Genomic DNA, 13,349 nt, shown 5'->3' on the forward strand with positions numbered 1-13,349 from the left:
CCGACCCATGACGAAGCTCATCCCGCTCCTGCTGCTGCTTGGCTGGACGGCCGCGGTCTGGCTGTTCTCGGCCTGGCGGCTCAAGCGCGAGCTGGATCGGACCTCGACCCCGCTCGATCACCCGCGCCTGCGGCCCACGCTGCGGCGCCTCGCCGAGACGCTCGGCCTGCCCGAGATCCGGGTCCGGGTGCATGAGGTGCCGGTCATCAACGGCCTCGCGGCGCCCGACGGGCGGGTGTTCCTGACCCGCGGCTTCCTCGACCGCCTCGACCGCGACGAGGTGACCGAGGCCGAGCTCGCCTCGGTCATGGCGCATGAGCTGGGGCATGTGGTCCACGGCCACACGCGGCGGCGGCTGCTGGATTTCGCCGGGCAGAACGCGATCCGCAGCGTGCTGGGCGGAATGCTCAGCCGCGTCGTGCCGGGCGTCGGCGGCTGGCTCGCGGGCCTCGCCGCCTCGGCCTTCGCCGCCCGGCTGTCGCGGCAGGACGAGTTCGAGGCCGATGCCTTCGCCGCGGCGCTGATGATTCGCGCGGGCTATGGGACGGGGCCGCAGAAGTCGCTGCTGGCGAAGCTCGAGACGCTCGCCGGTGCCGCGCGCGGCACGCCGGCTTGGCTGATGTCGCACCCGCCGGTGCCGCAGCGCATCGCCGCCATCGAACGGTTCGAGGCCGGCCAGCAGGGCTGACGCCTCGCCCTCCACGGCCGCTCGCGCTATAGGCGAACTGCCCGAGGGCTCCGACGCGAGTGCCGTGACCCATCCAAGCCCCCCCGATCATCGGCCCGTCCGCCGTCGCAAGGTGTTCTACCTGCCCGGTTACGACCCGATCCCGCCGCGCCGCTACCGCGAGCTTTACCGCCGCGAAGGCGCGGCGCAGGCGGAAATCTCGGGCTACCGGCTGGCCTTCGGTCCGCGCGGCGACCGAACCGGCTTCGGCTGGGGCGTCACCGGGGCGTTCGACGGCGCGGCCATCGGGGCCGAGATCGAGGTGCTGGGGTGGAGCGACGTCGTGGCGGCCTCGATGGGCCGCTCGATTCCGGCGACCTACCTGCAACTGGTCCGCACCGCCTGGGCCTATGCCGGCTCCGGCGCGCTCGGGCGGCTGATGCGGCTCAGGCGCGGGCCGGTGCTTGCGGCGCTTTATCCGATCGCCATGCTGTTGGGGCAGCTTCTCGTGGCGGTGGCCGCGGGCGGCATCGCGCTCTGGCTCGCCGTGGCGCTGATCGGCGGTGCCGCAGGGTGGCTCACCGGCGCAGCCCTCGGGCTGGCGCTGGCCCGGGCGGTGCTGCGCGGCTTCCGGCGGCTCGATGGCAGGCTCTTCGCCTATTACCTGATGCACGACTTCGCCTTCACGGCGCAGGCGGGCGGGGCCTATCCGCCGCCGCTCGAGGCGCGGCTGGCGCAGTTCACCGATCGGGTGGCGACCGCCCTTGCGGAGGACTGGGACGAGGTGCTGCTGGTCGGCCATTCCTCCGGCGCCTATCTCGCGGTGTCGGTGCTGGCCGACCTGCTCCGCGGGGGGCGGGAGCCGCGCGGCCCCGCCCTTGCGCTCCTGACCCTGGGACATGTGATCCCGATGGCGTCCTTCCTGCCGAAAGCCGACCGGCTCCGGGGCGATCTCGCCTTCCTCGCCGCCGACCCGCGGCTGACCTGGGTGGATGTGAGCGCGCCGGGCGATGCCTGCAGCTTCGGCCTCTGCGACCCGGTGGCGGTGAGCGGGGTGGCGCCGCCGGATGCCCGCTGGCCGCTGGTCCTGTCGGCGGCCTTCACCCGCACGCTCTCGCCCGAGAAGCAGGCCGCGTTGAAGAACCGCTGGTTCCGGCTGCATTTCCAGTATCTCTGCGCCTTCGACCGCCCCGGCGACTACGACTATTTCGCCATCACCGCCGGGCCGCTGACGCTGGCCGAGCGCTTCGCCGGGCGCGCGCATTCCCCCGGACGCATCGCGCGTCCGGTGAACCGCCACACCTCCCTCGCGGCCGCGCCATGATCCCGCCCAAGCCCGTCAGCGGCGACGGCCGCGGCACCGTCCTCGGCCTTGCCCGCGCCTTCCGCCGCGACCTACTCTCGGCGCTGCCGAGCCGCCTCTACCGCGCCTGGATGGCCGAGTTCCGCAGCCCGGTGATCCACAGCTTCATCTGCAACGATCCCGCTCTCGTCGAACTCGTCCTCAAGACCCGCCCGGCCGACTTCCCGAAGTCGCGCCGCCTGCAGGCGGGCCTCGCGCCGCTGCTGGGCAACTCGGTCTTCGTGGCCAATGGCGAGGACTGGGCCCGCGCCCGGCGGATCATCGACCCGGCCTTCGAGGGCGGCCGCCTGCGCCACGCCTTTCCCGCGATGTGGGACGCAGGCATGGCCGCCGTCGCCCGGATGGAGGCGCAGGCCGGCCGCGAGATCGACCTCGAGCCCGAGACCAGCCACGCCACCGCCGACGTGATCTTCCGCACCCTCTTCTCGCTGCCGATCGAGCACCGGACCGCCACGCAGGTCTTCGACGCCTTCCGCGCCCATCAGGACGCGCAGCCGCTGGTCAATCTCGGCGCGATCCTGCCCCTGCCCGCCTGGCTGCGTCCGCATTCGCGTCGCACCCGCGCCACCGCCGCGCGCATCCGCGGGCTGATCGAGACGCTGGTCGCCGACCGCCGCGCCGCGATCGAGATGGGCACTGCGCCCGACGACCTCGCGACCAAGATCATGACCACCGCCGACCCCGAGACCGGCCACCGCTTCACCCACCGCGAGATGGTGGATCAGGTCGCGACCTTCTTTCTGGCCGGGCACGAGACCTCGGCCTCGGCGCTCGCCTGGGCCGTCTGGCTGCTCGCCGCCTTCCCCGACTGGCAGGAGCGGGTAGCGGCCGAGGCGCGCGAAGCCCTCGACCCGGCCGCCCCCGATTTCACCGCAGCCGGCCGCCTGAAGCTCTCGCGCGCCGTCTTCCGCGAGGCCATGCGCCTCTATCCGCCGGTGCCGATGTATGTCCGCGAGGCGGCGAGGGCGGAGCGTTTCCGCGACCGCCGCGTGCCGAAAGGCGCGCAGATCGTCCTCTCGCCCTGGCACCTCCACCGCCACGAGCGGCTGTGGGAGGCGCCCGACGACTTCGACCCCGGACGCTGGGAAACCGAGAACGGCCGCGACTGCGCCCGGCGCGCCTACATCCCCTTCAGCGCCGGGCAGCGGGTCTGCCCGGGCGCCGGTTTCGCAATGCTCGAGGGGCCGCTGCTGCTGTCCCTCGCCTGCCGCGCGCTGCGGTTCGAGCGGGGCGCGGTGGACCCGGTCCCCGCCGCGCGGCTGACGGTGCGCGGCCGCGACGGCATCCGCCTGAGGATCGCGCGGCGCGAGTGATGGACGCAGCGCTTGCCCCCGTCTACCAAGGCGCAAACGCCAATCGGGGGACGGGGATGAGCTTTGCGGCGGGGCATGAGGTGGTGGCGATTCCGGGACCGTCGCGGACGCCGGATGCGGTGTTGGCCGCGCTGCACCGCGCCTCGCCCGACATCTACGGGGCGCCGCTGGCCGCGTTGAACCTCGGGCTGCGCGCGCGGCTCATGCGGCTGGCCCCGGGCGCGGCCGGCCTCGCCACCTATATCGGCAACGGCCATGCCGCCTGGGAGGCGGCGATCGCCAGCATGTTCAGCCGCGGCGACCGCGCGCTCGTCCTCGCCACCGGCCATTTCGGCCGCGGCTGGGCGGCGGCGGCGACCGCCATGGGCGTCGAGGTCGAGGTCATGGACTTCGGCAACCGCGCCCCCGCCGACCCGCAACGCCTCGCCGACCGGCTGCGCGAGGACCGAGGCGGTCTGATCCGCGCCGTGCTGGTGACGCAGGTGGACACCGCGAGTTCGGTCCGCAACGACCTCGCGGCGCTGCGGACGGCCATGGGCGCGCACCCGGCCCTCTTTGCCGTCGACGCGATCGCCTCGCTCGGCTGCGAGCCGCTGGGCATGGACGCGGGCGGCATCGACGTGCTGGTCGCCGCGAGCCAGAAGGGCCTCATGGCGCCGCCGGGGCTGGGCTATCTCTGGCTCTCCGACCGGGCGTGCGCGATGCCCGCGGGCGATCTGGCCACGCCCTACTGGGACTGGCGCCGGCGTCTGGACGAGGGCGAACTCTGGCACATGTGGGGCGGCACGCCGCCGGTGCAGCTCCTCTATGCGCAGGACGAGGCGCTGCGGCTGCTGCTGGACGAGGAGGGGCTGGACGCCGCCTTCGCCCGCCACGAAGGGCTGGCCGCTGCCGTCTGGGCCGCCTTCGACGCCTGGGGCGAGGACGGCGGCATCGGTCTCAACATCACCGATCCGGCCGCCCGCGCCCGCTCGGTCACGGCCGCGCATCTGCCGGGCGCGGCGCGGCTGCGAGAATGGACCGCGGCGAAGGCGGGGGTGACGCTGGGCGTCGGCCTCGGCGCCGCCACGCCGGAGGATGCGCTCAGGGTCGCCCATATGGGCCACGCCTCGGCGCATATGATCCTCGGCACGCTCGGCGCGATGGAGGCCGGGATGCGGGCGCTCGGGATTGCGCATGGTCCCGGCGCGCTCGACGCCGCGGCGGCCGTGATCGCGGCCCGCGCATGAGCCGCGGCGGTTGCCGCGGCCCCGCGGCCTCGGCTATCACCGGTTGCGACGACGAGGGGCCCGGCCAATGCGCATCCTGCTGACCAACGACGACGGCATCAACGCCCCCGGCCTCGCCGCCGCCGAGGCGATCGCCGCCGAACTCGCCGGGCCTGACGGCGAGGTCTGGGTCGTGGCCCCGGCCTTCGAGCAATCCGGCGTCGCCCACGCCATCAGCTACACCGGCCCGACGATGATCGCGCAACTCGGCCCGCGCCGCTTCGCGGCCGAGGGTAGCCCGGCCGACTGCGTGCTGGCGGCGGTGTCGGACGCGATGGGTGGACTCAGGCCCGACTTCGTCCTGTCGGGCGTGAACCGCGGCAACAACTCGGGCGAGAACGCGGCCTATTCGGGCACCCTGGGCGCCGCGATGGAGGCGGCGCTGCAGGGCCTGCCCGCGATCGCGCTGTCGCAATATCTCGGCCCGCGCATGGCCGGGATGGAGGACCCGTTCGACCCCGCCCGCCGCTGGGGAGCGGAGGTCGTGCGCCGGCTGCTGGCCGCGCACCGGACCGAGCCGGATGCCGACTACCAGCTCTTCTACAACGTGAACTTCCCCCCCGTGCCGACCGACGAGGTCCGCGGCCTGCGCGTCGCGCCGCAGGGCCGCCGCCGCAGCCGCGGCTTCACGGTCGAGCCCTTCGTCTCGCCCACTGGCCGCCGCTTCCTCTGGGTCCGCGGCGGCGCGCAGGACGCGCCGGCCGATCCGGGTTCGGACGTGACGCTGAACATGGAGGGCTGGATCTCGGTCACGCCGATGCGCGCGGACTTCACCTGCCATGCGAGCCTCGGGCCGCTGGCCGAGGCGCTCGGCGCCCCCTCATGAGCGAGGATCCCGCCGAGGACCGGATGCGCTTTCTGCTGACGCTCCGTTCGCGCGGGGTCACGGATCCGAGGGTCCTGCAGGCGATGGAGCGGATCGACCGCGGCCATTTCGTGCGCGGCCATTTCGAGGACCGCGCCTATGAGGACACGCCGCTGCCGATCCCCTGCGGCCAGACGATCAGCCAGCCCTCCATCGTGGGGCTGATGAGCCAGGCGCTCGAGGTGGGGCCGCGCGACACGGTCCTCGAGGTCGGCACCGGCTCGGGCTACCAGGCGGCGATCCTGTCGCTGCTCTGCCGGCGCGTCTATACCGTGGACCGCCATCGCCGCCTCGTGACCGAGGCCGAGGCGCTGTTTCGCGAGCTGGGCCTCACGAACATCACCGCGCGGGTGGCCGACGGCTCGCGCGGCTTGCCGGAGACGGCGCCCTTCGATCGCATACTGGTGACTGCCGCGGCCGAGGACCCGCCGGGGCCGTTGTTGTCGCAATTGAAGATCGGCGGTATCATGGTCCTGCCGGTCGGGCAGACGGACGCGGTCCAGACCCTGATCCGCGTGCGCCGCCACGAGGCCGGCTACGACTATGACGAACTCCGGCAGGTGCGTTTCGTGCCGCTGGTCGAGGGGTTGGGACAGACATGACCCCCGCAAACGAGGCGATGCGGGCATGACCCGCGGCGAGGGCAGATGATGACGGTGCGAGGCAGGGTGGCACGGGCCGCGCTCGCCGCGGGGCTGGCGGGAACGCTGGCGGCCTGCGGGGCGGACGGCACTTTCCAGAACCCGATGGGCGGGATGCAGAATCCCTTGGCGGGATTCAGGAACCCGTTCGGGGTGGGGGCGATCGACCCCGACCTGCGCGGCGCCATGGGTGGGCCGCTCAACACCGCCGGGGCGCGGGGCGGCGCGGGCGGAGGGGCCGGCGGCGGCGGCCGGGTCGTCGACCCGTTTGCGGGGCAGGGCGTGGCCCAGCCCGCAGTGCCGGGCGGCGGCGGCCAGACAGCAGCCGCAGCGCCCTCGGCACCCGCAACCTCCGGCACCGCTGCGCCCGCGGCAGCAGCAACGACCCACACCGTCGCGGCGGGCGAGACGGCCTGGTCGATCGCGCGCCGCTACGGGGTGAGCCTCGCGGCGCTCACGCAGGCCAACAACCTCGGCGAGGCGATGACCGTGCGCGCGGGCCAGCGGCTGACTATCCCCGCGGGCGGCACCCGCCTGGCCGAGCCGCTGACCGCCCCCGGCAGCGGCACGCCGACGCCGCTGCCGCCCTCGGCCGCGCAGCCGCTGCCCTCCGAGAGCACGCGGCCGGCCTCGGCCCCGGTCAACCGCCCCTCCGGCCCCGATCTCGGCGCGACCCGGACCGCCGCCTCGGGCAGCGGCCGCTTTCAGATGCCGGTCGCGGGCTCGATCGTGCGCGCCTATGCCAAGGGCCGCAACGAGGGCATCGACATCGCCGCAGCGCCCGGAACCGCCGTCAAGGCGGCGGGCAGCGGTACGGTGGCGGCGGTCACGCGCGACACGCAGGGCACGCCGATCGTGGTGGTCCGCCATGACGGCACCCTGATGACGGTCTATACCGGCCTCTCCGGCCTGAGCGTGTCCAAGGGCGACAGCGTCAGCGCCGGGCAGACGCTCGGCACCGCCGCGAACGACGGAAGCGTTCATTTCGAGGTGCGCGACGGCTTCGACAGCGTCGATCCGGCGGATTACCTCGGCTGACCGGGCGGATCCGGGCGGGGCCGCGCGCGCCGTGCCTACATCACCACCCCGCGCAGTCGGCCGTGCCGCCGGTGATGGCGCGCGCCACCTCGCGCAGGACCATGCTGCGGAGGTCGCCCGACATGCGGTCGAGGCTCTCGCCGCGCAGCTCCTGGCGCAGGACCTCGCGAATCATGTCGCCGAAAAAGCCCGCGGCCGGGTGTGCGGGTTCCGGCGACGCAGCTTCGGCGGGGGGTTGAGCCGCCGTGGCCACGGTCGCGGGGGCGACCGGAGCGGCAACCTCCGGCACCGCGGCGACCGGCTGAGGCGCTTGCGGCGCAGCGGCTTCGATCGCGGGCCCGGGCGCTTCGGCCACCCGCTCGGCCACTTCGGCCACCGCCTCGGCCACAATCGGCGCCGGTTCGGGCGGCACGCTCCCCGGTCCCGGCACACGGGCGCGGATCGCCTCGCGCATCGCCGTGGCCCGCAGGCGCGTGGCCTCGGGCGAATCACCGCGGCCGAGGCGCAGCGGCGGCAGTGCCTGGCCGCCCACCGGCGAATCGAGTCGCAGCACCGGCCCCTCGAGGCGCAGCGGCAAAGGCGAGGCGGGCGGGGCGCCGCCCTGCTCATCCTCCGCGATCATGCGCCGGATCGAGGCGAGGACGTCGCCGCTGCCCCCCTGGGGGGTGGCGGCGTATTGCGGCGGTTGGGGCAGGCCGGAGGCGGCGGGGGCGGACATCAGCGCGCCTCCCGGCCCAAGCGGCCGTCAGCGGCCGAGGGCGCGCAGCACGCGGTCGAGGTTCTGGCCCTGGACGCTCGTCGAAGGGGCGTCGCGCACCGCGTTGTAATAGGCCGATGGGTCATAGGTCGGGATCCCCAGCTGCAGGTTTTCTACCGTCAGCAGACCCATAGACGAGAGAAGTTGATAATGAGCTAACTGGAGATTGGCTTGTGCGGTGATCCGGTTGGCCCGCGCCTCGAGCAGGTCCTGCTCGGCGTCGAGCACGTCGAGCGTGGTGCGCGCGCCCAGCGTGGCCTCCTCGCGCACGCCCTCATACGCCTGCTGCGCGGCCGAGATCTGCTCGTCGATGGCGCGGATCTGCGCGCCGGCCACGTCGATATTGGCCCAGGAGACGCCGACCTGCTCCGAGACGTCGCGCGTCGTCTGCAGCAGTTGCGCCCGGATCCGGTCCCGATTCGCCATCGCCTGCCGGTGCGAGGCGCTGAGCGCGCCGCCGGCATAGATCCGCTGCCGCATCTCGATTCCGAGGCTGGCGCCCGGCTCGACGTCGCTGCCGCCGATCGAGGAATGCTGCGCGAAGACCGAGGCGTTGCCCGAGATTTCCGGCCGCCGCTCGGCCGCCGCGCCCGCGACCTGGATCTCGGCGGCGGCGACGTTGCGCTGCGCGCCCTCGATCGCCGGATGGCTGCGCACCGCGATCGCCTGCGCGGCGCTGACCGATTCGGGCAGGCGCGGCAGCTCCGGCGGCGCCAAGAGGTCGCCGGGATCGCGCCCGGTGGCGGCGCGGTAGCGTTCGATCGCGATCTGCAGGTCGCCCTGGGCGGTCGCAAGCTGCGCGCGGGTCTGCGCCAGCTGCGCCTCGGCCAGCGACACGTCGGTCACGGTGATCTCGCCCACGGAAAAGCGATCGTTGGCCGCGCTCAGCTCCTCGCCCAGCACCCGGACCGAGTTCTGTTGCAGCTCGACCTGCTGGCGGGCGCTGCGGACCGTGAGATAGGCGTTGACGGCGTCGAGCAGCACGTCCTGCTCGACCGCGATCAGCTGCGCGCGGGTCGCGAGCACGATCTCCTTCGCGGCGTCGATCCCGAGCTGCCGCCGGCCCCAGTCATAGAGCGTCATCTGCGCGCTCAGCGAGGCGGTCTGCGAGGTCGTCTCGGTGCCGTCAAGGTCGCGGAAGCTGTGGCTGAGCGTCCAATCGATCACCGGCCGCAGCCGCGCCATGGCGCCCGCGACATCCTCGTCGGCGGCGCGCAGGACGGCGCGGTTCTGCTCCAGCAGGGCAGCGTGGCGGTAGGCGGCGACCATCGCGTCGGCGAGGCTTTCGGCCGCCGCGGGCAGCGGCCCGAGCGCGACGGCGAGGGCGGCGCCGGCGACCGTGCGGCGCGCGGCCGTGCAGAGTCGCCGGACGGCCGTGGGCTCGCGGTGGGTCATGTTCGGCTCCCGTGACACATGGCCCGCGCGGATCGCCCGCGCGGAAGGCTAGAGGGCGAAGGCGCGCGCGCGGGTGAAATCGGGCAGGCGCGGGGCGTGGGCGTTGAACAGGTCGCGCCAGGAGATGCCGGTCGGCGTCGCGAGGCCGAGCCGCGCGGTGCCGAGCGCGCCCTCCACGAACAGGGCGACGATGCGTCCGCCCTCGCGCAGTTGCGAGGCGAGGCTGTCGGGGACCTCCTCCACCGCGCCGCCGCTGACGAGGATGGCGTCATAAGGCGCCTGCCCCGGCCAGCCGGCATCGAGCGGGCCGCGGACCACGGCCACCGTCTCGGCCCCCGCCGCGGCGAGCGCGGCCTCGGCCGCCGTCGCAAGGTCGGGCAGGCTCTCGAGCGCGACGACGCCCCCCGCGGTCCGGCCGACGAGCGCGGCGGCGTAGCCGGTGCCGCAGGCAACGTCGAGGATCAGCTCGCCCGGCGAAGGGTCGAGTGCGTCGATCATCTTGGCCAGCGTCCGCGGCTCCATGACGATCCGGCCGCCCTCGAGGACGATGTGCTGGCCGGCATAGGCCACGCCCTCGAGCGGATGGGGCACGAACAGCTCGCGCGGGACGGCGAGCATCGCCTCGATCACCTGGTAGCGGGTCACGTCGCTGGGCCTGACCTGGGTGTCCACCATGGTCGTGCGCGCATGGGTGAAGTCGATCATTCCTGCCTCCGCGAGGGCCGTGGGGTTTGTTCTGCCACAGCTTCCAGGATGGAGCAACGCGAGCTTCAAGCAGCACTCGTCGCGGTGACGCGGTGGTGCAGGCGCGCGTCAGTCGGGGGCGCGGGCGATCACCACGCGGTCGCGGCCGTCGAGGTCCGCGCGGACCTCCACCCCGGCAAGGCCTGCCTCCCGGAACAGCCCGGCGACCGCCGCCGCCTGGGTCGGGCCGATTTCGACCATGAGCCGCCCGCCCGGCGCCAGATGCGCGGGCGCTCCGGCCGCGATCGCGCGGTAGGCGGCAAGGCCGTCGCCGCCGTCGGTGAGCGCCATGGCCGGCTCCCAGAGGCGGACCTCGGGCTCCAGCCCGGCCATCTCGCCTGCGGCGATATAAGGCGGGTTCGAAGCGATCAGGTCGAAGCGCCCGTCGATGCCGTCAAACCAGTCGGCGCGCAGGAACGTCGCGTCGCGCGCGCCGAGGCGGGCCGCGTTCCCGCGGGCGACGGCGAGGGCGGCCTCGGACAGGTCGGTCCCGAGGCCCGTCGCGCCGGGCCGCTCCAGCAGCAGCGTCAGCAGGATCGCGCCGGTGCCGGTGCCGAGGTCCAGCACCTCCGCGAAGGGCGCCTCGAGGGCCGCGGCGATCAGGGTCTCGGTCTCGGGGCGGGGATCGAGCGTGTCGCGGGTGACGCGGAACGGGCGGCCCCAGAAGAGCCGTCGCCCGGTGATCTGCGAGACCGGCTCGCGCGAGAGGCGCCGGCAGAGGGCGGCGTCGAAGGCCGCGCCTGCCGCGAGCGGAAACGGCTCGCGCAGCTTCGTCGTCAGCCGCTCGGGCGGCATGCCGAGGACATGGGCGAGCAGCCGCCGCGCGTCGCGCGAGGGATCGGGCACGCCGCCCGAGGCGAGGTCGCGCGCCCCGGCCCGCAGCGCGTCGGCAAGCGTGAAGCGCGCCGTCATGGCAGCGCCACCGCGCCGATCAGCGGCGGATGCAGATAGAGGAGGCCGAGCCAGACCACGACGGCGATGCCGAGCCGCAGCGGCGAGGGCCAGCCCCGCGGCTGCCACCGCCCGGTCAGCAGCGCCGCTCCGGGGAGGAGGGAGGTCCGCACGGCCAGCCGCCTGAAATCAGGCAGCCGCCGCGCCCGCGCCTCGCCCGCGGCAAGGCCCATGAGCGCGAAGACCAGCATCGCGCCGAAGAACAGCACATGCGCAAGCTCGCCATTCGCGACCAGATGCGCCCCGGCCCAGAGCGCGAAGGCCCACATCAGCGGATGCCGCGTGATCCCTGCGATGCCCGGCCGCGCCGGGTCGAAGCCCTCGGCCTTGCCGGTGACGCCGAAGGGATTGGGCGCGCCGATGCCGAAGGCGGCAAGCAGGATCGCGGCCGGCATCGCGAGGTTCACGAGCCACCGCTGCCACAGCGCCGGCGCCCACAACGTCACGCGCGGCGCGGCGTTCACGGCGAGGATCAGCAGGTAGAGCAGTCCGATCGACAGCAGGCTGTAGAGGACCAGATAGCCCCGTCGCCCGAGCGCCCCGACCAGCGGCCCGCGGATGTCGGGCCGCATCGGGATCGCATGGGCGGCGAGAAACAGCGCGAAGGCGGCGAGAAGCGGGAGCCATCCAGACATGCCGCGAGCGATAGGCCGCGACGCCGGTGGTGGCAATGCGGCGGCGCGCCGCCTGCGGCGGGCGAAGGCCGCTCAGCAGGCGCGCGGCGGCCCGGCCTCAGACGAACGCCACCACCCCGCGGGTCAGCGGCGCCGTGGCGGTCACTTGAACGGCGCCATCCCCGCGCGCGCCAGCTCGTCCGCGCGCTCGTTCTCGGCATGCCCGGCATGGCCCTTGATCCAGGCCCAGGTGACGCGATGCCGCGCGGCCGCGGCGTCGAGCCGCCGCCACAGGTCCTCGTTCTTCACCGGCTTGCGGTCCGAGGTCTTCCAGCCGTTCCGCTTCCAGCCGTGAATCCAAGCGGTGACGCCGTTCTTCACATAGGCGCTGTCGGTGGTGACGGTGATCGTCGAGGCGCGGTTCAGCGCCTCGAGCGCCGCGATCGACGCCATCAGCTCCATGCGGTTGTTGGTGGTCGCCGCCTCGCCGCCCGAAAGCTCGCGCTCGCGCAGAACCTCCCCGTCCCGCATGGCCCGCATCACCACACCCCAGCCGCCGGGGCCGGGATTGCCGCTGCAGGCGCCGTCGGTCCAGGCGTGGAGCTCGGTCGCACCACGCGCCGCGGAAGGGTCCGCCGAGGCCGCGGGATCCGCGCTCACCACCTCCGCCCCGTCATGGAGAAAAGCCGCATGTCTTCGCCTTGATCCAAATATCCTCCTGGGGTCCGGGGGTGGAAAACCCCCGGCTCACGCCGGTTGCCGCAACACCCTCGGCACCTTGAACTCGATGTCCTCGCGGGCGGTCTCGACCATCTCGACCGTCACGTCGAAGCGCGAGCGGAGCGCGTCCACGACCTCCTCGACCAGCACCTCCGGCGCGCTCGCCCCGGCGGTCACGCCGATGGTGCGGATGCCTTCGAGCGCGCGCCAGTCGATCTCGTCCGCGCGGCCGACGAGCTGGGCATAGCCGCAGCCCGCCGTGCGCCCGACCTCGACCAGCCGGCGCGAGTTCGAGCTGTTCGGCGCGCCGATGACCAGCAGCGCGTCGATCTTGCCGGCAATCGCCTTCACCGCCGCCTGCCGGTTGGTGGTGGCGTAGCAGATGTCGTCCTTGGCCGGGCCGGTGATGCCGGGGAAGCGCGCCTGCAGCGCCGCCACGATCTCGGCCGTGTCGTCCACGCTGAGCGTCGTCTGCGTCACCCAGGCCAGCCGCGCCGGGTCGCGCGGGGCGAGGGTCGCCACGTCCGCGACCGATTCGACCAGCAGCACCTCGCCCGGCGGCAGCTGGCCCATCGTGCCGATCACCTCCGGGTGCCCGGCATGACCCACCATCACGAGCTGCAGCCCTTCCTGCGCGTGACGGGCGGCCTCCATATGGACCTTGGTCACCAGCGGGCAGGTCGCGTCGACCTGGATCATGTTGCGCCGCGCCGCCTCGGCCGGGACCGATCTCGGCACGCCGTGGGCCGAGAAGATCACGGGCCGGTCGTCAGGGGCCTCGTCCAGTTCCTCCACGAACACCGCGCCGAGGTCGCGCAGGCGGTCCACGACGAAGCGGTTGTGAACGATCTCGTGGCGGACATAGACCGGCGCGCCCCATTTCTGCAGCGCGAGTTCCACGATGCGGATGGCGCGGTCCACGCCGGCGCAGAAGCCGCGCGGGGCGGCGAGGTAGACGGTCAGGGGCGGGCGGCTGTTCATGCGGGGGAGGTAGCGATCCGGCGGCCCGCGTG

The 13,349-nt window shown here is 73.8% G+C and carries 14 protein-coding genes; 7 read left to right on the plus strand and 7 right to left on the minus strand.

Annotated elements, in window-relative coordinates; genetic code table 11:
* Positions 1 to 7 precede the first annotated feature (7 nt).
* The 7 genes from GI374_RS04015 to GI374_RS04045 all read left to right on the plus strand — a co-directional run bounded on the left by GI374_RS04015 (position 8) and on the right by GI374_RS04045 (position 7,155).
* Positions 8 to 688 carry a M48 family metalloprotease gene (locus GI374_RS04015; protein ID WP_154335730.1) on the plus strand — a complete coding sequence of 227 codons (681 nt, stop codon included), beginning with the start codon at positions 8 to 10 and terminating at the stop codon, positions 686 to 688.
* Between the two features lie 64 nt (positions 689 to 752).
* On the plus strand, positions 753 to 1,991 hold the full coding sequence (locus tag GI374_RS04020; RefSeq protein WP_370515132.1) for a hypothetical protein: 1,239 nt from the start codon (positions 753 to 755) through the stop codon (positions 1,989 to 1,991).
* Positions 1,988 to 3,343, plus strand: coding sequence for a cytochrome P450 (locus GI374_RS04025; protein WP_154335732.1), 1,356 nt, complete (start codon positions 1,988 to 1,990; stop codon positions 3,341 to 3,343). Before GI374_RS04020 ends, GI374_RS04025 begins: the two co-directional genes overlap by 4 nt.
* Before the next feature lie 56 nt (positions 3,344 to 3,399).
* The gene (locus tag GI374_RS04030) at positions 3,400 to 4,572 is read left to right on the plus strand and encodes an alanine--glyoxylate aminotransferase family protein (RefSeq protein WP_154336002.1); all 1,173 of its coding nucleotides are present in this window, start codon (positions 3,400 to 3,402) and stop codon (positions 4,570 to 4,572) included.
* A 67-nt stretch (positions 4,573 to 4,639) separates the two neighbouring features.
* The gene (surE, locus tag GI374_RS04035; RefSeq protein ID WP_154335733.1) at positions 4,640 to 5,437 is read left to right on the plus strand and encodes a 5'/3'-nucleotidase SurE; all 798 of its coding nucleotides are present in this window, start codon (positions 4,640 to 4,642) and stop codon (positions 5,435 to 5,437) included.
* Positions 5,434 to 6,078 (plus strand): protein-L-isoaspartate(D-aspartate) O-methyltransferase, encoded by a 645-nt coding sequence (locus tag GI374_RS04040; RefSeq protein ID WP_154335734.1) that lies wholly within the window; start codon positions 5,434 to 5,436, stop codon positions 6,076 to 6,078. Before surE ends, GI374_RS04040 begins: the two co-directional genes overlap by 4 nt.
* Positions 6,079 to 6,123: 45 nt before the next feature.
* Entirely contained in the window at positions 6,124 to 7,155 is a 1,032-nt protein-coding gene (locus GI374_RS04045; RefSeq protein WP_154335735.1) for a M23 family metallopeptidase, read from the plus strand.
* Positions 7,156 to 7,195: 40 nt separating this feature from the next.
* On the opposite strand, the gene GI374_RS04050 is transcribed toward GI374_RS04045, so the two are convergent.
* The 7 genes from GI374_RS04050 to ispH form a co-directional block, all read right to left on the minus strand.
* Entirely contained in the window at positions 7,196 to 7,873 is a 678-nt protein-coding gene (locus tag GI374_RS04050; RefSeq protein WP_154335736.1) for a hypothetical protein, read from the minus strand.
* A gap of 27 nt (positions 7,874 to 7,900) precedes the next feature.
* Positions 7,901 to 9,307, minus strand: coding sequence for a TolC family outer membrane protein (locus GI374_RS04055; RefSeq protein WP_154335737.1), 1,407 nt, complete (start codon positions 9,305 to 9,307; stop codon positions 7,901 to 7,903).
* Between the two features lie 48 nt (positions 9,308 to 9,355).
* Positions 9,356 to 10,012 (minus strand): protein-L-isoaspartate O-methyltransferase, encoded by a 657-nt coding sequence (locus GI374_RS04060; protein ID WP_154335738.1) that lies wholly within the window; start codon positions 10,010 to 10,012, stop codon positions 9,356 to 9,358.
* 108 nt (positions 10,013 to 10,120) lie between these two features.
* Positions 10,121 to 10,963 (minus strand): peptide chain release factor N(5)-glutamine methyltransferase, encoded by an 843-nt coding sequence (gene prmC / locus GI374_RS04065; RefSeq protein WP_154335739.1) that lies wholly within the window; start codon positions 10,961 to 10,963, stop codon positions 10,121 to 10,123.
* Positions 10,960 to 11,637, minus strand: a complete 678-nt coding sequence (locus GI374_RS04070; RefSeq protein ID WP_154335740.1) for an NnrU family protein — start codon at positions 11,635 to 11,637, stop codon at positions 10,960 to 10,962. The genes prmC and GI374_RS04070 overlap by 4 nt, the downstream gene beginning before the upstream one ends.
* A 141-nt stretch (positions 11,638 to 11,778) precedes the next feature.
* Complete coding sequence (gene rnhA, locus GI374_RS04075; protein ID WP_370515133.1) at positions 11,779 to 12,276, minus strand: ribonuclease HI; 498 nt, start codon at positions 12,274 to 12,276, stop codon at positions 11,779 to 11,781.
* An 87-nt stretch (positions 12,277 to 12,363) separates the two neighbouring features.
* Complete coding sequence (gene ispH / locus GI374_RS04080; RefSeq protein ID WP_154335741.1) at positions 12,364 to 13,317, minus strand: 4-hydroxy-3-methylbut-2-enyl diphosphate reductase; 954 nt, start codon at positions 13,315 to 13,317, stop codon at positions 12,364 to 12,366.
* Between the last annotated feature and the right edge of the window lie 32 nt (positions 13,318 to 13,349).

Origin of the sequence: Paracoccus sp. S-4012, from assembly GCF_009674885.1 — a bacterium.
Lineage (GTDB): Bacteria > Pseudomonadota > Alphaproteobacteria > Rhodobacterales > Rhodobacteraceae > Paracoccus.

Bases quoted from the DNA above. Each gene is read 5' to 3' on its own strand.
- prmC (WP_154335739.1), bottom strand. From the start codon at position 10,963: ATGACGGCGCGCTTCACGCTTGCCGACGCGCTGCGGGCCGGGGCGCGC.
- GI374_RS04025 (WP_154335732.1), top strand. From the start codon at position 1,988: ATGATCCCGCCCAAGCCCGTCAGCGGCGACGGCCGCGGCACCGTCCTC.
- GI374_RS04030 (WP_154336002.1), top strand. From the start codon at position 3,400: ATGAGCTTTGCGGCGGGGCATGAGGTGGTGGCGATTCCGGGACCGTCG.
- surE (WP_154335733.1), top strand. From the start codon at position 4,640: ATGCGCATCCTGCTGACCAACGACGACGGCATCAACGCCCCCGGCCTC.
- GI374_RS04070 (WP_154335740.1), bottom strand. From the start codon at position 11,637: ATGTCTGGATGGCTCCCGCTTCTCGCCGCCTTCGCGCTGTTTCTCGCC.
- GI374_RS04060 (WP_154335738.1), bottom strand. From the start codon at position 10,012: ATGATCGACTTCACCCATGCGCGCACGACCATGGTGGACACCCAGGTC.
- GI374_RS04040 (WP_154335734.1), top strand. From the start codon at position 5,434: ATGAGCGAGGATCCCGCCGAGGACCGGATGCGCTTTCTGCTGACGCTC.
- GI374_RS04050 (WP_154335736.1), bottom strand. From the start codon at position 7,873: ATGTCCGCCCCCGCCGCCTCCGGCCTGCCCCAACCGCCGCAATACGCC.
- ispH (WP_154335741.1), bottom strand. From the start codon at position 13,317: ATGAACAGCCGCCCGCCCCTGACCGTCTACCTCGCCGCCCCGCGCGGC.
- GI374_RS04055 (WP_154335737.1), bottom strand. From the start codon at position 9,307: ATGACCCACCGCGAGCCCACGGCCGTCCGGCGACTCTGCACGGCCGCG.
- GI374_RS04015 (WP_154335730.1), top strand. From the start codon at position 8: ATGACGAAGCTCATCCCGCTCCTGCTGCTGCTTGGCTGGACGGCCGCG.
- GI374_RS04045 (WP_154335735.1), top strand. From the start codon at position 6,124: ATGATGACGGTGCGAGGCAGGGTGGCACGGGCCGCGCTCGCCGCGGGG.